13 protein-coding genes are annotated in these 18142 nt (G+C 74.4%); all 13 read left to right on the top strand.

All coding sequences use genetic code 11. From position 1 onward, the window contains the following. Nucleotides 1-5: 5 nt before the first annotated feature. The 13 genes from OG371_RS38220 to OG371_RS38160 are packed head-to-tail and all read left to right on the top strand — an operon-like array spanning nucleotide 6 to nucleotide 18130. Nucleotides 6-1109 (top strand): lantibiotic dehydratase C-terminal domain-containing protein, encoded by a 1104-nt coding sequence (locus OG371_RS38220; protein ID WP_329061020.1) that lies wholly within the window; start codon nucleotides 6-8, stop codon nucleotides 1107-1109. Continuing rightward, nucleotides 1106-2737 (top strand): hypothetical protein, encoded by a 1632-nt coding sequence (locus tag OG371_RS38215; RefSeq protein ID WP_329061018.1) that lies wholly within the window; start codon nucleotides 1106-1108, stop codon nucleotides 2735-2737. Before OG371_RS38220 ends, OG371_RS38215 begins: the two co-directional genes overlap by 4 nt. Continuing rightward, a complete protein-coding gene (locus OG371_RS38210; protein WP_329061016.1) occupies nucleotides 2734-4380 on the top strand; it encodes a hypothetical protein in 1647 nt (548 codons plus the stop codon). Before OG371_RS38215 ends, OG371_RS38210 begins: the two co-directional genes overlap by 4 nt. After that, a complete protein-coding gene (locus tag OG371_RS38205; protein ID WP_329061014.1) occupies nucleotides 4377-6296 on the top strand; it encodes a TOMM precursor leader peptide-binding protein in 1920 nt (639 codons plus the stop codon). Before OG371_RS38210 ends, OG371_RS38205 begins: the two co-directional genes overlap by 4 nt. Then, on the top strand, nucleotides 6274-7602 hold the full coding sequence (locus OG371_RS38200; protein ID WP_329061012.1) for a cytochrome P450: 1329 nt from the start codon (nucleotides 6274-6276) through the stop codon (nucleotides 7600-7602). The genes OG371_RS38205 and OG371_RS38200 overlap by 23 nt, the downstream gene beginning before the upstream one ends. Continuing rightward, entirely contained in the window at nucleotides 7578-8873 is a 1296-nt protein-coding gene (locus tag OG371_RS38195; RefSeq protein WP_329061010.1) for a class I adenylate-forming enzyme family protein, read from the top strand. The genes OG371_RS38200 and OG371_RS38195 overlap by 25 nt, the downstream gene beginning before the upstream one ends. Continuing rightward, entirely contained in the window at nucleotides 8870-10051 is a 1182-nt protein-coding gene (locus OG371_RS38190) for a hypothetical protein (protein WP_329061008.1), read from the top strand. Before OG371_RS38195 ends, OG371_RS38190 begins: the two co-directional genes overlap by 4 nt. Continuing rightward, nucleotides 10039-12531 carry a lantibiotic dehydratase gene (locus tag OG371_RS38185; RefSeq protein ID WP_329061006.1) on the top strand — a complete coding sequence of 831 codons (2493 nt, stop codon included), beginning with the start codon at nucleotides 10039-10041 and terminating at the stop codon, nucleotides 12529-12531. The genes OG371_RS38190 and OG371_RS38185 overlap by 13 nt, the downstream gene beginning before the upstream one ends. Continuing rightward, the gene (locus OG371_RS38180) at nucleotides 12528-13055 is read left to right on the top strand and encodes a pyridoxamine 5'-phosphate oxidase family protein (RefSeq protein WP_329061003.1); all 528 of its coding nucleotides are present in this window, start codon (nucleotides 12528-12530) and stop codon (nucleotides 13053-13055) included. Before OG371_RS38185 ends, OG371_RS38180 begins: the two co-directional genes overlap by 4 nt. After that, nucleotides 13055-14245 carry a YcaO-like family protein gene (locus OG371_RS38175; RefSeq protein WP_329061001.1) on the top strand — a complete coding sequence of 397 codons (1191 nt, stop codon included), beginning with the start codon at nucleotides 13055-13057 and terminating at the stop codon, nucleotides 14243-14245. The genes OG371_RS38180 and OG371_RS38175 overlap by 1 nt, the downstream gene beginning before the upstream one ends. 5 nt (nucleotides 14246-14250) lie before the next feature. Then, entirely contained in the window at nucleotides 14251-15615 is a 1365-nt protein-coding gene (locus tag OG371_RS38170) for a TfuA-like protein (RefSeq protein ID WP_329060999.1), read from the top strand. Further along, nucleotides 15612-17333, top strand: a complete 1722-nt coding sequence (tsrT, locus tag OG371_RS38165; protein ID WP_329060997.1) for a tryptophan 2-C-methyltransferase — start codon at nucleotides 15612-15614, stop codon at nucleotides 17331-17333. Before OG371_RS38170 ends, tsrT begins: the two co-directional genes overlap by 4 nt. Beyond that, nucleotides 17330-18130: an SDR family NAD(P)-dependent oxidoreductase gene (locus OG371_RS38160; protein WP_329060995.1), complete on the top strand. Its 801-nt coding sequence runs from the start codon at nucleotides 17330-17332 to the stop codon at nucleotides 18128-18130. The genes tsrT and OG371_RS38160 overlap by 4 nt, the downstream gene beginning before the upstream one ends. Nucleotides 18131-18142: the final 12 nt, after the last annotated feature.

The following is an 18142-nucleotide window of genomic DNA, read 5'->3' as shown; positions in this document are numbered from 1 at the left end:
CGAGCATGCCCACCGACAACCGTGGAGACCTGACCGTGAACGTGCCGTGGTCGGTGCAGGAGGACATCCTGCTCGACGTCGCGGCCCCGACCCTGGACCACTCGGTCGAGGTCGGCGAGACCCGGAGCTGGTTCTACCTCAGGGAAAGCTTCGAGGGCCGCCCGTACCTGCGGCTGCGCATCGACTCCGACAGCCCGTCGGTGTCCCGGCGGCTGGCCGCCCGGATCAGCGAGAGCGTCGGCGCGGCGGCCCGGGAGGACCTGTTCGACCACCGGCCCTACAACCGGGAGCACGACTGGCTCGGCGGCCCGGCCGGGGTCGGCCTGGCGGAGTCGTTCTGGGCCGAGACCACCCCGCTCGCGCTCGAGGCGCTCCGGCTGACCCGCGGGGACCGCGCGCTGCGCATGGCCATGACCTTCGACCTCCTGGTGTGCAGCGGCGCGCTGCTGGCCAGCCGGCTGCCGCCCAGCGTCGGCAAGCACGGCTTCAAGGCCGGGTACCTGTCCTACCTGGCCACCTTCGAGGGCTACCTGCTGCTGATCCGCGACCCGGAGGCCACCCGGGCCCGGCACGCGAAGCGCTACGAGGCGAACCGGGACAAGCTGCGGCCGCGGTTGCGTTCCCTGGTCGACGGCATGCACGACCCGGACGGCGAGCTGGCCGACCTGCCGCCGCTGGCCGCCCGGTGGGTGAGCACGCTGCGCGGTTACCTGCCCGCCATCCAGCAGGGCTTCGACGAAGGCCGGTTTTTCCTTTACGCCACCCCGAAAACCAACGAGCTGGCCAAGCTCACCGCGTCACCGGACGGGCTGTACCGGCGGCCGAAGGTGCCCTGGCTCGCCGACCTGCCCGAGCCGCCCGTGGCCGGCATCCACCGGGCCATCGCCGACAACCAGTACTACCAGGGCATGATCCGCGAGGACCGGCGCTTCCTGGCCTCGCGGCTGGCCCAGGCGTACGTGAACTGGCACCTGTTCCGGCTCGGCTTCCAGCTGGCCGACCGGTACTCGCTGTTCTACCTGGTGGCCCGGTCCTTCGAGGAGGAGTACGACCTCGACGCGGCCGAGCTGATCCGTTCCGTGCGGCCCGAGGCCGAGGTCGCCGGATGACGACCACGCCCTTCGCCGCCGCGGCGACGTCCGGTACGGCGTCCGGCTCCGCGCCGCTGGACGCCGCGGGCGTTGACGCCTTCGTCCGCCGGCTGCGGGGCACCTTCGCGGAGATCTACCCGGCGAACTGGCAGATCGACTGGCAGAACGTGCCGAGCCCGTTCCGCTGGTACGACGAGCTGCCCCGGATCGACCTGCCCCCGTTGCCCCGCAAGCTGGTCCGGGGCGACGGGGCCGCCGCCGCGCGGGTCATCGGCCGCGGGACGGCGGCCTGGCTCGGCGCCCTGCTGCACGCGGGGTACGGGCTGACCGGGGTGCGCTGGTATCCGGAGGGCATCGCGAAGAGCAGTCCCGAGGAACCGACGCCGGTGCACCGCGACCCGCACTACCAGCTGCGGCGCACGGTCCCGTCCGGCGGCGTGACTTTCCCGGCCGAGTGCTACCTGGGCGTCTCCACCGGCGACGCCGAAGTGCCGCGCGGCGTCTACCACTACGACGCGACCCGGCACGCGCTGGTCCGGCTCGCCGAGGGCACGCCGCCCCCGGGGGTCGGGCGCGCCGACGGCGGCCTGCGCCTGGCGCTGACCGTGCCGCTGTGGAAGAACCACTTCAAGTACGGCGATTTCTCCTACCGGCTGGCCGCGATGGACACCGGCGCGGTCGTCGGGCAGTTCGCCGTGGCCGCCCGGCAGTGGGGGCTCCGCTGCCGGGTCTCGTTCGGCGTCGACGAACCGGCGTTGCTGGCGCAGCTCGGGCTTGACGGCGGCGACGAGGCGGCGCCGGTCGTGCTGGACATCGGCCCGGGTGCCGGCCAGGCCGTCGACCAGACCGTGGCCCGTGTCGGAACGCGGACCTGGCGCGGCCGCGGCCGGGTCGATCCGGCCGCGGGCGCGCGCCGCATGCACGCCGCCTGCCTGCTCGCCGCCCGGCCGGGCGCGCCGCTGGACCTGCCGCCGATCCCCGTTGACGACCTCGCGATCGGCGACACAGTACTGCCGGAGGTCACCGACGAGCCGGCGACCGTCGGCGACGCGCTCACGCGCACCGCGCTCGGTGAGCAGTTCCGCAGCGAACCCGTGGCCGCACGCGAAGTCGCCCGGTGGATTGCGCAGGTGGCCGCTCCGCTGGACTGCGACGTGCCGGGCGCGGGCGACGGCCTCGCCCACCCGCGCTGCCTGCTGCTGGCCGGGTCGGTGACCGGCCTCGCGCCGGGCGCCTACTTCCCGCTGCCCGGCGGCCGGCTGGCCGAGCTGGCCACCGGCGCGTTCGGCGGGCTGGTGCAGGAAAGCCTGTTCGGCTCGTACATGAACTTCGGCCAGGCACCCCTGATCGCGGTGCTGGTCGGCACGGCCGATCCGCAGCACGGGCCGAACGGGCCGGTCGGCTACCGGGGCCAGCACCTGCTCGCGGGCGTGCTCGCGCAACGGCTGGCGGTCGCCGTGAGCCGCGACGGCTGTTCGGCGCACCCGGTGCTCGGGTTCGTCAGCAAGGACCTCGACGGGCCGCTCGGCCTGGCCGAGCGCGGGCTCACCGCCCTGCTGGTGATCGGGATCGGGCGCTACCGCCGGGCGCTCTACCTGGAAAGCGGGTTGAACCCGGCCGCCGGTGTGACAGGGGACAGGGCATGACCGAGACACTGCTGCGGCTTCGCGCCGACACCTACTACATGCCGGTCCGCGACGGCGTGTGGATCCGCACCACCGCGGGCTCCTTCACCCTGCGCGGCGCCAACGCGGCCGCCTGGGTGCAGCAGCTCGCCCCGCTGCTGGACCAGGGCGTGGAGCCGGACCAGCTCTACGCGTCGCTGCGCCCGGAGCAGGTCGGCTACGTGCGCAAGCTGATCGGCGCGCTGGAGTCGCGCCAGGTGCTGCGGCGGGAGCCGGACTCCGAGGATCCGGTGCTGGCCGGGGCTTTCCCGCAGCAGATGGAATTCCTGCGGCACTTCACCCCGGACGCGCAGGCCGCACTGGCGCGGGTCCGGCGCACTCCCGTGGCCGTCGCCGGGACCGCGCGCCGCGCCAACCTGCTCGCCGCCACGCTGGCCGAGACCGGGTTCGCCGACATCGCGCTGCTCGGCTGCGAGCCCGACGAGGAACTGGCCGAGCTGGCCGAGGAGTACGCGGCGCGCGGCACCCCGGTGCGGTTCACCACGACCTCCGACGCCGAGGATCGCTTGGTGATCGGCGTTTTCGCGGCCGGTGAGGAGGACCTGGGCTTCGCGCTGGCTGATCGCGCGGCCACTGCGGGGACCGGCGCGTGGCTCGGCCTGGTCCGCGGCCAGGCCATGCTGCTCAAGGGACAGCGGCCCGGCTCGGGCACCGCCTGCGTGCGGTGCGCCTGGCGCCGGCTGGTGCACGCCGCGGTGGCGCTGCCGCCGTCCGAAGGGCTCGGGCACACCCAGGTCTCGGTGGCCGGGGCGGTCCTCGGCCAGGAGCTCTTCCAGCACGTCGCCACCGGCCAGGCCGACCGGCTGGCCGAGGGCGTGGTGGTCGACCTGACCCGGCTGAGCATCTGGCGGACCGCGATCGACCCGGACCCGGGCTGCCCGGCTGCCGACGTCCACCGCGACGACCCGGAATCCGAAGCGCGCCAAGGAAAGTTCCCGGACGTGGTGTTCGGCGCCCGCTGCTTCGGTCCCCTGGTGAGCTGCTCCCCCAAGCAGTACCGGCAGCTGCCGCTGGCCGCCGTCCGGCTGCAGGCCAACCCGCTCGGCCGGGCCGAGCCCGCGGCGCCGGGTGACGGTCCGCTGATCGTCGCCGAGACCATGGCCGCGGCCCGAAACGAGGCGGTGCTGCTGGCGGTGCGCGAAACCGTGTCCGGCCAGGGCATCGCGCCCGGCAAGCTGGTCGAGGTCGGCCTCGACCCGGCCGAAGCGCTGGGCCGGGCGCTGGTGCGCCACGCCGAAACCCGCCTGACCGAAGGCTGGGCGCCGGCCGAGCCCGCTCCGGAACGCCGTACTCGGGCCCGGCTGGCCAGTCTTGCCGGGGAGGTGCCGGCGGTGACGGTCGAGTCGCATTCGTCCGGGCTGTGGCGCGCGACCGTCGGCGGGCGCCCGCCGCTCGCCGGACTGGACGCCGAGCACGCGGAGGAACGGGCACTGCTCTCGGCTCTCGGTGCCGCGCAACTGGGCGGCGAGGAGACCGCGCCGGTTCCCGCGGCCGGGCGCGCTGCGGCCGATCCGGACCGGATCTGCTCGGCGCTCGGGCTGTCGCCGCGTCCGATCACCCTGCCGGCACTGGTTTCCGGGCACCTGGCCGGAGTCGCGCTGTGACGGCGGTGGTGACCGCGCCGGACGCCGGGGTGCTCCGGCTGCTGAGCCGTACCGCCGGCCCGCGGGCGGTGGTGACCGGTGAAGCGGCCGGGCTGCCCGCCGATCGGCTCGGCGTCCTCGTCGACCTGCGCTGGGACGCCGAACTCCCGGACCTGGCGGTCGCCGGCGCGCCGTTCCTGCCGGTGCGCGGCGTGCGCGGCCGGCTCACGCTGGGCCCGCTCGTCGAACCCGGGGTCGCCGGCTGCCCGCGCTGCCTCGCGTTGCGGGTGCACGCGATCGACCGGCCGGCGGGTGCCGCGGCCGGCGCCGAACTGCACAGGCTGTCCGGCCGGCCGGACGCGAACTGGTGGCCGTCGGCCGGCCCGCGCCTGCTGGCCTCCGTACTGGCCGCCGAAATCGACCGGCTGGCCGCGGGCGAACGCCCTCGCAGCAGCGGCGCGGCGTACGTGGTCGACAGCAGCGGGGCCGGTGGCGACTGGCACCCGGTCGTTCCGCACACGCTCTGCCGATCGGCGCACTGCGTCGCGACGAGCAGCCCCATTCCGCCGCCCCGTCCAGAACTCGACCGCCCGATCCCGGCGCTGGGCATCGGCCGGACGCGCCGCTTCGATGCGACGGCGTTCGGGGAGCGGCTGGAGGAGGAGTACCTCGACCCGTGGTCCGGCCTGGCCACCGCCCCCGCGCTGGCCGGCAACGCCGCGCTGCCCTCGGTGCAGGCGGACGTGCCGACCGCTTGGGGATTCGCGGAAATCGCCATCGGCCGCGCCGACGACTACGCGACCGCCCGTACCAGCGCGGTGCTGGAGGGGCTCGAACGGTATGCCGGCTGGCACAACGGCGGCCGCGACCCGGTCTGCACGGCCGCGTTCGCGGACCTCGACAACGCAGTCGACCCCCGTGACCTCGGCCTGCACGAGGAATCGGCGTACCGCACCGAGGGATTCGAATACACCCCGTTCACCCCTGAGACCCCGACCGGCTGGGCCCGCGCGTACTCGGTGCGCACCGGCCGGGAAACGCTGCTGCCGTTCCACATCGCCTACTACGGCGCGACCCAGCGGACCGACACCGGACCGGCGTTCGTCTACGAGAACTCCAACGGCTGCGCGCTCGGCGCGGGCGTCGAGGAGGCGCTGCTAGCCGGGCTGCTGGAGGTCGCCGAGCGGGACGCGTTCCTGTGCGCGTGGTACTCCGGCGCGCCGTTGCCCGAACTCGACCTCACCGGCCTGCCCGACGAGCGGACGGCCGCGGCGATCCGCCTGTTGCGCCACCACACCGGCCGGGCGGTCCGGGCGTTCCGCGCGCTGGGCGAGTTCGGCGTGCCGGTGGTCGTCCTGGTGTCCACTTCGGACGATCCGGCCGAGCCGGCGACGCTGAGCACGGCAGGCTGCGCGCTCACCGTCTCCGGCGCGCTGCTGGGCGCGGCGCAGGAGATGGCCGCCGCGGCGCCGGCGATCTCGGTCAATTACCGCGCGCGGGACCGTGCCGAGCTGATCCGCGCGTTCGAACGGCCCGAGCTGGTCCGGCACATGACCGACCACGCGCTGGTCGCGGCCCTCCCCCAGGCCCGCGACCGGTTCGCCTTCCTGCTCGCGCAGGAGACCAAGCCGGTGCCTGTCGGCGAAGCCCCCGGAACGCTGGTCCCGCAAGGCGACATCGCGGCCGATCTCACGGCCATGCTCGCGGCCGGGCAACGCGAGGTGCTCGTGGTCGACCACACCACCACGGAGCTGTACCGGCTCGGCCTGCGCTGCGTCAAGGCGGTGGTGCCGGGCACCGCGCCGATGACCTTCGGGCACCTGCACCGCCGGCTGCCCGGTGCCGCCGCGCTCCGGGAGTTCCGGCTGCGCAACGGGATCGGCCCGGCACCGGCATCGATCAGGGAGGTCCGGCATGAGCCCCACCCGTTCCCTTGAGCAGGCCCCACCCCCGGGGGTGACCGCGCTGCCCGGCGGCCTCGGCTGGACGGTCACGGACCGATCGGTCGCGGTCCGGCTGCTCGGCGACGACCGGCTCGGCGTGGTCGAGTCCGGGCCGGTGATGGCCGCGCTGTCCGGCCGCCTGCCGGCCGAGGTGCGCCCGCTGGCCGCCGAGCTGACCGGGTTCGCCGAGCGGATCATGCTGCAGGCCGCGCCGCAGCGCCATGCCGAGCTGCGCAAGGCGTTCGGCCGGTTCTTCACCGCGGACGCGGTCGCCGCGCAGGTGCCGGCGATGCGCGGGCTGGCCGAGCGGATCATCACCAGGCTGGCCGGAAACGGCGGGTGCGAGTTCATGACCGAAGTCGCGTTCCGATACGCCATCGACGTCGGCGCGCACTTGGTGGGCCTGCCGCCGGCCGAGTTCAGCCGGTTGCACAAGACCAGCCAGCGGCTCGCGCTGGTCGCGTACGCGTCCCGGCTGCCCGACCCCGCCCAGGCGGTGCGGGAAGGCCACGAGGCGCTGGTGTCCATTCGCGACGCCATCCAGGCGGCCAAGGCGGACGCCCCGGCCGGGTCCGTGCTCGGCGCGTGGCGCGGCGGCGAGATCGGCGGACTGTCCGAAGTGGACTTCGAAGCCAACGCGGTGATGCTCGTCCAGGCCTCGTTGGAGACCGTGGCCGGCATGCTCGGCAACACGGCGGCCCGGCTGCTCACCACCCCCGGCGCGCTCGCCGACCCCGCGCAGCGCGACGAGCTGATCGACGAGGCGCTGCGGGCCGAGCCACCGTTGAAGACCCTGGAGCGCATGGTCCGGGAGCCGGTCGAGCTGGACGGCTTCCGGTTCGAGGCCGGCCAGGTGATCTCGGTGCGCGTGGCCGAGGCGAACCGGCTCGGAGACGCGGGCGACACGGTCGCCGGCCGCGCCGTGCTGTCCTTCGGCTGGGGCGCCTACCGGTGCCTGGGCGCGCGGCTGGCCCGGCACCAGGCGCAGGAGCTTTTCGCCGCGCTGCACCGGATCGTGCCCGGCTGCGCGGTCACCGGCACCGACGTCGAACGAGTCCGGCACCTGCGTTTCGACATGCCGCGCAAGCTACCGGTGAGCTGGGCCGTCCCGCTCGCCGGGCTCGAAGCAGCGCTCACCGACGCGCTCGCCGAACACGACCTCGACCGGCCGCTCAGCTCGGTCGAGCGGGTCGTGGCCGCGACGGTGCTGACCGAGTTCGGGTGCCCGCCGCCCGAGCCGACCGATTCTCCGCACACCATCCGGGAGTGGGTGACATGGGCGAACCTCAACCATGGCTGAGTGGCGCCGCCGAGGCACTGGCGACCACCCGGGCCGGGCTGCTCACCGAACACGGCCGCTACGGCTGGCCCGAACTGCTGGCGCAGGCGCGCGTCCTGGCCGCGGACCTGCCGCCGGCCCCGCACGGCTGGGTCGTCCCCTCGGACGGCTCGGTGCGTTCGGTGATCGGCCTGCTCGCCGTCGGCCTCGCCGATCCCGCACCCCGCTGGGTCCTCGGCGACCCGGGCCGGTGGGGCGCGGGGCCGGCGCTCGACGAGACGCTCTGGCCCGCGGCGGCGTCCTGCGTGCCACCGGATCCGGTGCAGGGCCCGAGTTACGCCACGGCGACCTCCGGCACGACCGGTGAGCCCCGGCTGCTGTTCGGCGCTCCCGCGGCGCTTCCCGAGGCCGTGCGCCTCTACACCGACGGAATGCCGGAATACGCCGGTGCCGAGGTCTTCGCCGCGTGCTCGGCGCTGGACTTCGCCGCCGCGTTCTACATGACCGTCATCCCCGCCGTCCTGCTCGCCCGCGACCTCGTGCTGTTCGCTCCCCACCGCTGGGACCTGGCGGCCGGGGCGCTCGACGGCCGGGCGGGCATCTGCCTCGCCGCCCCGGTGCTGGCCGCGCTCGGCGGCCGGGCGGCGGGCGGCGGTGACTACCGCGGCTTGTCCGTCGTGCCAGCGGGCGGGGGGCTGACCGCGGGCCGGGCCGAGCGGATCAGCGCCGGGTTCACCGGCTGCTCGTTCCTGTCCATGCTCGGCTCGACCGAGACCGGCCTGCTCACCGTCGGCCGCGAGGTGCGCGAGGACGGCCACGTCGGCAGCCCGCTGCCGGGCAAACCCGTGTGGCTCACCGACATCGGCGGCGACGGGGTGGGCACGCTCTGGACCAAGGGCCCGGACACCCGGCTCGCGGCGAGCGACGGCCGGCTCCTGCGCGACTCCGACGGCGCCGTCAGCACCGGCGACCTCGCCCACCTCGACGCCGCGGGCACCGGCTACTTCCTCGACGGCCGCAGTGACGATCTGATCAAAGTGGACGGTGTCAGCGTCTACCCGAACTCGGTCGCCGCCGCGGTGCGCGCGCTGCCCGGGGTGCTCGACGCCGCCGTTTCGGTCGACCGCGACGGCCCGGCCGACCGGATCGTGGTCAAGGTGGTCGGTGAGACCACGGAAGACCGGGTCCGCGCGACGTGTGGTGCGCTGCCGCAGCCCGTGGTGCCCCACCGCGTCACGATCACCGCCGGCGAAGCGGCCGCGTACAGCGAGCGCGGCAAGGTGCTGCTGTGAGCACGGACGCCGCCGCACGCGAGCGCGTCACGGCAACCCTGCTGCGGCGCCCGGCCGCGCTGTACGAGCAACTGCACCGGCGCGGGCCGGTGCAGTGGAGCGAGCCGGGCCGGACCTGGCTGGTGGTAGGCTACGCCGCGGCCCGGACCGTGTTGCGGGACAAGAGGTTCCGCATGCCCGGCCCGGATGCCGACAGCAACTGGGGCGAGGGCGGCGAGCACGGCGAGTTCGTGCGCAGCCTGCTGCTGGAAGCCGAGGGCACCCACCACGACCGGTTGCGCCGCGCGCTGGGCCCGGCGTTCACCCCGCGCTCGATCCGGGAGCGGGAGACCCGCATCGTGGCGGAGCTGCACAGCCTGCTCGACGATCTGGGTGCGGCGGCCGAGTTCGACGGCGTCGCCGCGATCAGCTCCCGGCTGCCGGTCTCGGTGGTCGGCGACCTGGTCGGGGTGCCGGCCGAGGCGCGGGCCCAGGTCTCGGCGCTGTGCCGGGTGATCAGCACCGGCGGCGGGCTCGCCACCGGTGCCGCCGAGCAGGACGCCGTGCGCAGTTCGGTCGCCGCGCTCGACGAACTCACCGGCCTCGTCGACGGCTGGCTGGCCGAGCCGGACCGGCTGCCGGCCGGCTCGGTGCTGGCGACCACGGCCGGCGAGGGCGTGCTGAGCCGGATCGAAACCGTGGCCACGGTGTTCAGCCTGTACCTCGCCGGTCACGACACCTCACGCAACATGCTCAGCGCCCTGCTGCTGAAGCTGGCCACGCAGGACGGCCTGCTCGCCCGGCTCGCCGACGGCAGCAGCACCCCCGGGCACGAGGTCGACCAGGTGCTGCTCGGCGAGTCGCCGCTGACCTTCACCGCCCGGGTCGCGCTGGCCGACGTGCGGGTCGAGGGCGAGCTGATCGCCGAGGGCGACCGGGTCCGGGTCATGCTCGGCGCCGCCAACCACGAGCTGCTGGCCACCGGCCGCTCCCCCGGCCCGCTCGCCGGGGTCAGCTTCGGTGAGGGCCGGCACGTCTGCCTCGGCGCGCACGTGGCCCGGCTCGAAGGCACCGTGCTGCTCACCACCGCCGCGCGACGCTGGTCCGCCGTCGCGCTGGCCGGCGATCCACAGTGGACGCCGCACTTCCTGCACCGCGGACTCAGTTCCCTTCCACTGGGGGTGACGTGGCGCAGCTGACCGAACCCGGCGCCCTCCGGCTCAGCCCGGTGCTGATCCGGCGGCGCTGCCGCGTCGCCGCCTCGGCCGTGCTGCCCGGCCTGGGCAGTGACGAACTCTGGCTGGCCGCCCGGGAGTTCGACGAGGCGGCCGGCCGCTGCCGGTTGCTGGGCAATGCGCTCGCGGACCGGATCGCCGAGCTGGTGCCCACCGTGAGCGCGGACGAGCGTCGGCTGCTGTTACGCGCCAAGCGCGACGCCTTCAACGCCCGCCCGCTCTCTGGCACCCCTGCGGTCGACGGCGTCGCGGCCTATCGCCTCGCCGTCGCCGAGCGCGACCGGTGCGCAGAAGCGCTCGACCGGCGCTCCGCAGAGCTGGCCGCGGCGACGCCCGCGGCCCTGCGCGCGGCACTCGCCGACCCCGACGTCGCCGCCTCGGTAGAAATGTCCGTGCCCGGCCTGGTGCTCGCGGCGCGCGACGGGCTGGGCACGGCGTCGGCGCGGGCCCGGCGGCGGACCCTCACCCTGCTCCGGCTGGTGCAGCGCGCCGCGACGAAACCGAGCCCGTTCGCCCGCCTCACCGATTCCACCGTGCTGCTGCCCGGCGCCACGGACCGGCCGCCCCGCGGGCACGTCCGGGTCGACCGGCGCACCGTGGACTGGGTCCGCCGCTGGGTCCGCGCCTCCGGCCCGGCCGCCCTGCCCGCCGGCCGGGTGCTGCTGACGACGAACCCCAGCGCGACCCCCGCCGACGGCCGCGTGAGCTGGCTGGCCGGCGGCGGCGTGCGCAGCGCCGGCTGCCCGGACGGGCTGGCCGCGATGCTGGTCCGGCTCCGCACCCCCACTCCGCTCGCCGACCTCGCCCCGGACGGCGCCGTCCCGCCGGTCCTGCGGCAGCTGATCGACTGCGGGCTGGTCGAGGCCGGGCCCCGCCTGCCCGGCTGGGGCCGCCGGACGCTCGCGACCGCCGCCGAAGTCGTCGGCACCGAGACCGGAGCCGCCCGCGAAATCCGCGACGCTTTGCTTGCGCTGCAAGAGATCGAGGCCCATCCGGCCGGGCCCGTAACCGCGGCGCACGCGCGCGACCGGGCGGACGCGGCCGGAACCGGAGTCCGGCGGCTCGCCGCGGCGTGCGGCCTGAAGGACGACGGCACGGACCGCCTGCTGCTCACCGAGGACCTGGTCGGCGTCGCGGCCTCCGAAGGCCCGCGCCCGACCCGCCGGATGCTGGCCGACCTCGCGCGGGTCCAGGCGATCGCCCCGCTGCTCGGCGCCGAACTGCCCTTCCAGCTCGCCGCCGCCGTCTGTTTCCGGGACCGGTTCGGCGAAGCTTCGGTGCCGCTGCTGACGGCGTTCCGCTGGTTCGCCGAAAGCGGCCGGCAGTCCGCGGACCGGATGGTCGCCGAGTCCACCGAACCGGTGCTGGCCGAGGTGCTCGGCCTGCGGTCCGAACTGACCGCAGGACTGGCGAAGCTCGCCGCCGGCACGGACGGCACGGGCACCGTCGCCTGCGACGGCGACTGGCTGGCCGAACTCGCCGCTGCGCTGCCCGGCGCGGTGGCCGAGTGGACCAACGTGGCCTGGCCCGTGCAGTGGGCCGGCGAACTGCTGGTGCTCAACGGGATCAGCGTCGGCTTCGGCCGGTTCGCGGCCCGGATCGCCGGCACTCTCGACGAGACCGAACTGGCCCGGCTTCGCGAGGAGATCGCGGCCGCCGTGCCACCGGACGTCGTGCCGGTGGACATCGCCGCCCGGTTCGGGGCGACCGCGAACGAGCACCCGCCGCTGCTGCCCGCCGCACTGGCCTATCCGGGCAGCGCGCTGGAGTGCGAGCCCGCGACGCGCGTCGACCTGTCCACGATCACGCTGCACGTAGCTGCCGGCCGGCTGCTCGCGAGCAGTACCGACTTCCCCGGCCGGACGGTGCTTCCGGTGCCGCACAACGCGACCCTGCCGAGCATCGCGCCCACCCTGTTCCGCTGGCTGAGCCGGCTCGGCCCGTCCCAAGGCAGCACCCTCGCGCTCTGGGACATCGTCGATGCCGCGGCCGCCCGGACCGGAATCCGCCACTATCCGCGGCTGACCCTGGGCGAACTCGTGCTGTGCCGGCAGACCTGGAAGGTCCCCGACGCCGAGCTCCCCGCCGACGACGACGTGCTGAGCTGGCGGCGGTGGGCCGAGCGCACCGGGGTCCCGCGGCGCACGTTCGTCCGCGGCACGACCCTGCCGGAACCGTGGGATGTGCTGCGCGGCCTGGCTTCCGACCACCACGTGCAGGCGGCCCGGGCCCGGACCGGCGGCGCGGTGCGCAAGCCGGCGTACGTCGACCTGTCCCAGCCGCTCGGCCGGCCACACCGGGGCACCGCGCCCGGCGAGACGCTGACGTTCACCGAGCCCCTGCCAGATCCGCTGCCCGAGCCGCCGGCCGCCGAGGCCGGCGAGCACGTCGCCGAATACGTGCTCGAGACCGCACGACCGTTCCACCCGAGGAGGACACCGTGACCGCCGAAACCGCCTGGGCCCCCGTCCGGGCCAAGCTGGCCGAAGCCGCCGACTACTGGGTCTGCACCGTGCGCCCGGACGGCCGCCCGCACGCCGTCCCGGTCTGGGCCGTGTGGTGGCGCGGCGCCGTGGTGTTCTCCACCGTCGGCTTCAGCGTGAAGGTGGCGAACCTGCGCCACCAGCCGAAAGCGACCGTGCATCTGGGCGACGCGCAGGAGGTGGTCGTCCTGGACGGCGACGCGGCCGAGGTCACCGCCCCGGACGAGCTGGCGGAGATCGGCGCGCTGTTCGACACGAAGTACGCCGGCGGGGTCGTCAACACCTACGACCTGGTCGCGTCGCGCGCCTCCGGGATGGCGATCTTCGCGGTGCGCGCGAACCTGGTGCGGCATTGGCGCTCCGACGACATGTTCCGCTCGCAGCGCTTCACCTTCGAGGCCGACGGCCGGCCCGTGCTCACCGAATCCGCGGGCGTGCCCGACTTCCCGGCGCCGGACGCGGCCGCCGACGAGGCGACGGTCTGATGGTCACCGCGCAGCAGGAGGCGGTGAAGCGGTACTTCGCCGGCACCCACCGCACCCGCGCCCCGGAGGAGACCTGGGCGCTGGCGACCGGGCTGTTCGACCGCTGCGGGATCAGCCGGGTCGCCGACGTCACCGGCCTCGACGTGCTCGGCATCCCCACGTGGGTCGCGGTCCGCCCGCTGGCCAGCACGCTGAGCGTGAGCCAGGGCAAGGGCGCGACCGACACGGCGGCGAAGGTCTCCGCGTGCATGGAGGCGATCGAACTCTGGTACGCGGAGAACCTGCCGGCCGCGGGCGAACCGGTCACGGCGAGCGCGGCCGAACTCGCGCTGCCGTACGACTTCACCGGCCTCCAGCGTGCCGCCCGCAGTTTGGTGACCGACCGGACCCCGTTGGAATGGCTGCCGGCCGGGTTCGTCGGGGAGCCGCGGACCACGCTGGTGCCGCGGCCCTGCGTCGGGATCTCCTCCCTCGCGTCGCCGGCCTGGTCACCGCCGCTGCTGCGGGTGTCGAGCAACGGCCTGGCCAGTGGCAACTGCGTCGAAGAGGCCACGCTCCACGCCTTGTTCGAGCTCGTCGAGCGGGACGCCACCGCCGACCTGATCGACCGTCCCACCGGGGTCCGCGACTACATCGCACCGGAGACCGTCGACGATCCCGGGTGCGCCGAGCTGATCGCGCGCATCGCCGACGCCGGCGCCTGGCTGGAGCTGGTCGACAACACCCGCGACCCGCACTTCCCTTGTTACGTCGCCTATCTCTGGTCCCCGGAGGACCCGTCGATCTACTCCGGTTCCGGCTGCCACACCGACCCGGCCGTCGCGCTGTCCCGGTCCATCACCGAGGCGGCCCAGAGCCGGCTCACCGTCATCAACGGCACCCGCGACGACGTGCACGGCTCGCTGTACCGCTCGCACCGCTGGGACGCCAAGCAGCCCGAGACTCCCGCGGACCGGACCGGCAGCTGGACCCGCGCGCTCGAGCGCGTCGACCGGGTCGAATGCGACTCGATGGACGAGGAGCTGGTCCGGTGCGCCCGGCTCGCCGGCGCCCGGACCGGCCAGCCGGTGCTGGCCGTGCCGCTGACCACTGTGGACGAACCGCTGGCCGTGGTCCGGGTCGTCGCGCCCGGACTGCGGTTCGGCGCGGGCGACGAATGTCCCCGCCCGGTCCAGCCGAACAGGAGTTGACCGCCATGACCGTGCACGTCTTCGCCGGGCCGACCGTCACCCCCGAGCGGATCACCGGCCTGCTGCCCGGCGCCGAGGTGCACCCGCCGGTGCAGCACGGCGACCTGCTGCGGCTGCCGGTCTCCGGCGGGGACACGGTGCTGCTCGTGGACGGGTTCTTCCTCCAGGCGCCCGCCGTGCGGCACAAGGAGATCCTGCACCTGATCCACTCCGGGGTCCGGGTCGCCGGGACGAGCAGCATGGGCGCGCTGCGCGCGGCCGAGCTGCACCGGTTCGGCATGATCGGCCTCGGCCAGGTGTTCCGCTGGTACGCCGAGGGCACCGTGACCGCCGACGACGAGGTCGCGGTTTCGCACCTGACCGAGGAGGACGGCTACCGCCAGCTCTCCGACGCGCTGGTCGCCCTGCGCTACGGCCTGGAGCGCGCCACCGGCACCGCGATCACCGCCGCCGAGCGGGACGCGTTGCTCGCGGAGGTGGCCGCGCTGCCGTTCGCCCGGCGCAGCTGGCGGGCGCTGTGGCGGATCACCGAGCACACTCCCCTCGCCGACGCCGCCGCCCGGGTCCGTGCGTACCTCGCCGACCACCCGCAGGAAGCCGACGTCAAACTGCTGGACGCCGAGCTGGCCCTGCGCTGGGTACTGGGCAACCCCGTGCCGTCAGCGGAGCCGGACGAGCGTCCCTCTACTTTGGACACGGTGTACCTCGCCGACTGGCGGTGGGAGCACACCCCCGTGCCGGCCGGTGACCACCGGACCAGCGATCACCTCGCGCTCGGCTTCCTGCAGCTGTTCCTGCCGGCCTACCCCGAGCTCAACCGGTACACCGCCCTCGCCCGCATCGGCGGCGATGCCGAAGGCGCGCTCGCCGCGGCACGGACGGCCGGCCTGGTCGGCGGCGAGGACGAGCCCAGCCCCGGTATGCGCGAGTGGCTGACCGACGAGGAATTGGCCACGGAACCCGGCCGCGAGCTGGTTCTCACCGCGCTCGTGCGCTCGTTCCGCACCGAACCAGGCGTGCGGACCACCCACACCCTGCCGGACCTGGTCTCCACCGCGGAGCCACTGCTGCGGCTGGCCAGGAAGTGCGCCGCCACCGCGGGGGCGATGAACGACGCGCGCCGGCAGCGGCACCCGGAGTTCCAGGTCGAACACGTCCGGACGGACCTGGTCGAGCAGTTCTTCGCCGAGCGCTGGCGGTGCGCCGACCTCGAGACTGCCTGCTGGGACCGGGGATTGACCGGAATCGGGCAGCTGCATGAACTCGGCCGGTACTTCCTGTTGTTCGGGCGGTCGGGACGGGCCCCGGAACAAGCACTCGCGGCGGTGACCGTCGGCGCCGCGACCGACCACGGCGAGGAGTCCCGATGAGCAGAGGCCTGATCACCCTGGTCAACCCGAACAAGGTGCACCCCCCGATCGCGCCCTACGCGCTCGACGTGCTCACCACCGCGCTCGAGCGGGCCGACTTCTCGGTCGAGGTGCTCGACCTGACGTTCCACCGGGACGACTGGGAGTCCTACCTCCGCGCCTACTTCACGAGCCGGGCCCCGCTGCTCGTCGGGGTCACCATCCGCAACACCGACACGGTCTACGCGTTCGAGCAGCGGCCGTTCGTCGGCGAGCACAAGGAGATCATCACCGAGATCCAGCGGCTGACGGCGGCGCCGATCGTCGGCGGCGGCATCGGCTTCTCCACCATGCCGTTCGCGCTCGTCGACTACTTCGGCATCGACTTCGGCGTCAAGGGCCCCGGTGAGGAGATCCTCGTCGACCTGGCCGACGCGCTGGTCACCGGGCGCTCCGCGAGCACCGTCCCCGGGCTGGTCCGTGCCACGCCCGGCGGCGTCACCCGCGTGCCGCCGCTCGTGCTCACCGCCCGGCCGCAGGCCCAGCCGCTGCCGGGCACCGGGTACAACGAGGACCGGGTGTGGCAGGTGGACCAGGCCGGCACCTACATCCGCCGGACCGGGACGCCGTTCCGGGTGGACAATCTCGAGTACTACCGCCGCGGCGGCATGGCGGGCATCCTCACCAAGAACGGCTGCACCTACCGCTGCGCGCACTGCGTCGAGCCCGACGCCAAGGGCGTGCGGTTCGCCCGGCGCGACGCGGCCGCCGTCGTCGACGAGATGCAGTCGCTGGCCGCGCACGGCATCTTCGACCAGCACACCACCGACAGCGAGTTCAACCTCTCGGTGGCGCACAGCAAGAACGTGCTGCGCGAAATCGTCCGCCGCAAGCACTCGAGCCGGTTCAGCCCGCTGCACCAGCTGCGGCTGTGGGTGTACTGCCAGCCGGCGCCCTTCGACGCCGAGCTGGCCGGCCTGCTGGCCGAGGCCGGCTGCGGCGGGGTCAACGTCGGCACCGACCACGTCCGCCCGGATCTGCTGCAGGGCTGGAAGACCACGGAGAAGGGCACCAGCTACTACACCTTCGCCGACACCGAGAACCTGGTCCGGCTGTGCCACGCCAACGGGATGCTGACCATGGTCGAGTCCCTGCTGGGCATGCCCGGGGAGACCGAGCAGACCATCCGCGAGTGCGTCGACGCGTTCATGGCCCTGGACGCGACGGTCGCCGCGTTCTCCTTGGGGCTGCGGCTGTTCCCGTACACGCCGATGGGCATCTCCATGGCCGAGCAGTGCGGCGGGGTGCGCACGCTGCCCGGGCTGCAGTCGAACACGGCGACCGGCCCGATCGTGCTGAAGCCACTGTCCCTGTGCGACGGACCGGTGGAGTACGAGCGGCAGTTCATGTTCGACGAGCGCGGCGAGTTCCGCCTGGTGTGCTACTTCTCGCCGGAGCTCACCGAGGACCCGGGCACCGTCACCGATCCGACCGGCCGCTGGTACCGCTCGGTCGACCTGCTGTGGAGCCTGATCGACCCGGCCGACCACTACCGCGTCATGCTGCCGACCGTGTCGGGCTCGAGCGAGCACGACAACAACTACGCGGACAACCCGTTCCTCACCAGCCTGACCGTGCTCGGGTACACCGGGGCGTTCTGGGCGCACTGGCGCGACCGGGAGGCGATCCTGCGCGAGGCCTCCGACGCGGGGATAGTCCAGCCGGTCGGCGCGCCGTGACCGGCGGGCGCGCGCTGATCACCGGGGCGGGCGGCGGCATCGGCAGTGCCATCGCCCGCGCGCTCGCCGAGGCGGGCCTTTCGGTCGCGCTGCTGGGCCGGCGGGCGGAGCCCCTGGCGCGGACCGCCCAGGCGTGCGCCCGATTCGGGGTGCCCGTTGTGGAGCTGCAAGCCGACGTCACCGATCCCGGACAGGTGCGCGCCGCGGTCGAGGCCGCCGGTCCGGTCGACCTGCTGGTGAACAACGCGGGCGCGGTCGACCGGCACGAGGTCCCGCTCTGGGAGGCCGAACCCGGCCAGTGGTGGGACACCTACGAGACGAACGTGCGGGGCACCGTCAACCTGTGCCGCGCCGTGCTGCCCGGCATGATCGACCGGGGCGGCGGCCGGGTGGTCACCATCAACTCCGTCCTGGCCGTGCGGCACGACCCGCGCTACTCCGCGTACAGCGCGTCGAAGCTGGCGTTGCTGGGTTTGTCCGGCATGGTCGCGGAACCCTTGCGCCACCACGGAATACTGGTGTTCGACCTCAGCCCCGGCATGGTCCGCACCGACATGACCCTCGGCATGTCGGTGTGCGACGGGCGCACCGACTGGACGCCGGTGGAGCGGATCACCGCCGCGCTGGTGCGGCTGGCCGCCGGCGAGCTGGACCCGCTCGCCGGCCGGTTCCTCCACGTGGGCGTGGACGATCTCGATCGGCTGCTGGCCGACGCCGCGGGCCTGGCGGCCACCGGTGCCCGCACCCTCCGCCTCACCGGCTACGGGCCGGAGGACCCGCTCGTCAAGATCTCGTGAGTGTTGGTGACG

Source organism: Amycolatopsis sp. NBC_01480 (assembly GCF_036227205.1).
Classification (GTDB): Bacteria; Actinomycetota; Actinomycetes; order Mycobacteriales; family Pseudonocardiaceae; genus Amycolatopsis.
This window is presented reverse-complemented; position numbering and strand designations above follow the sequence as displayed.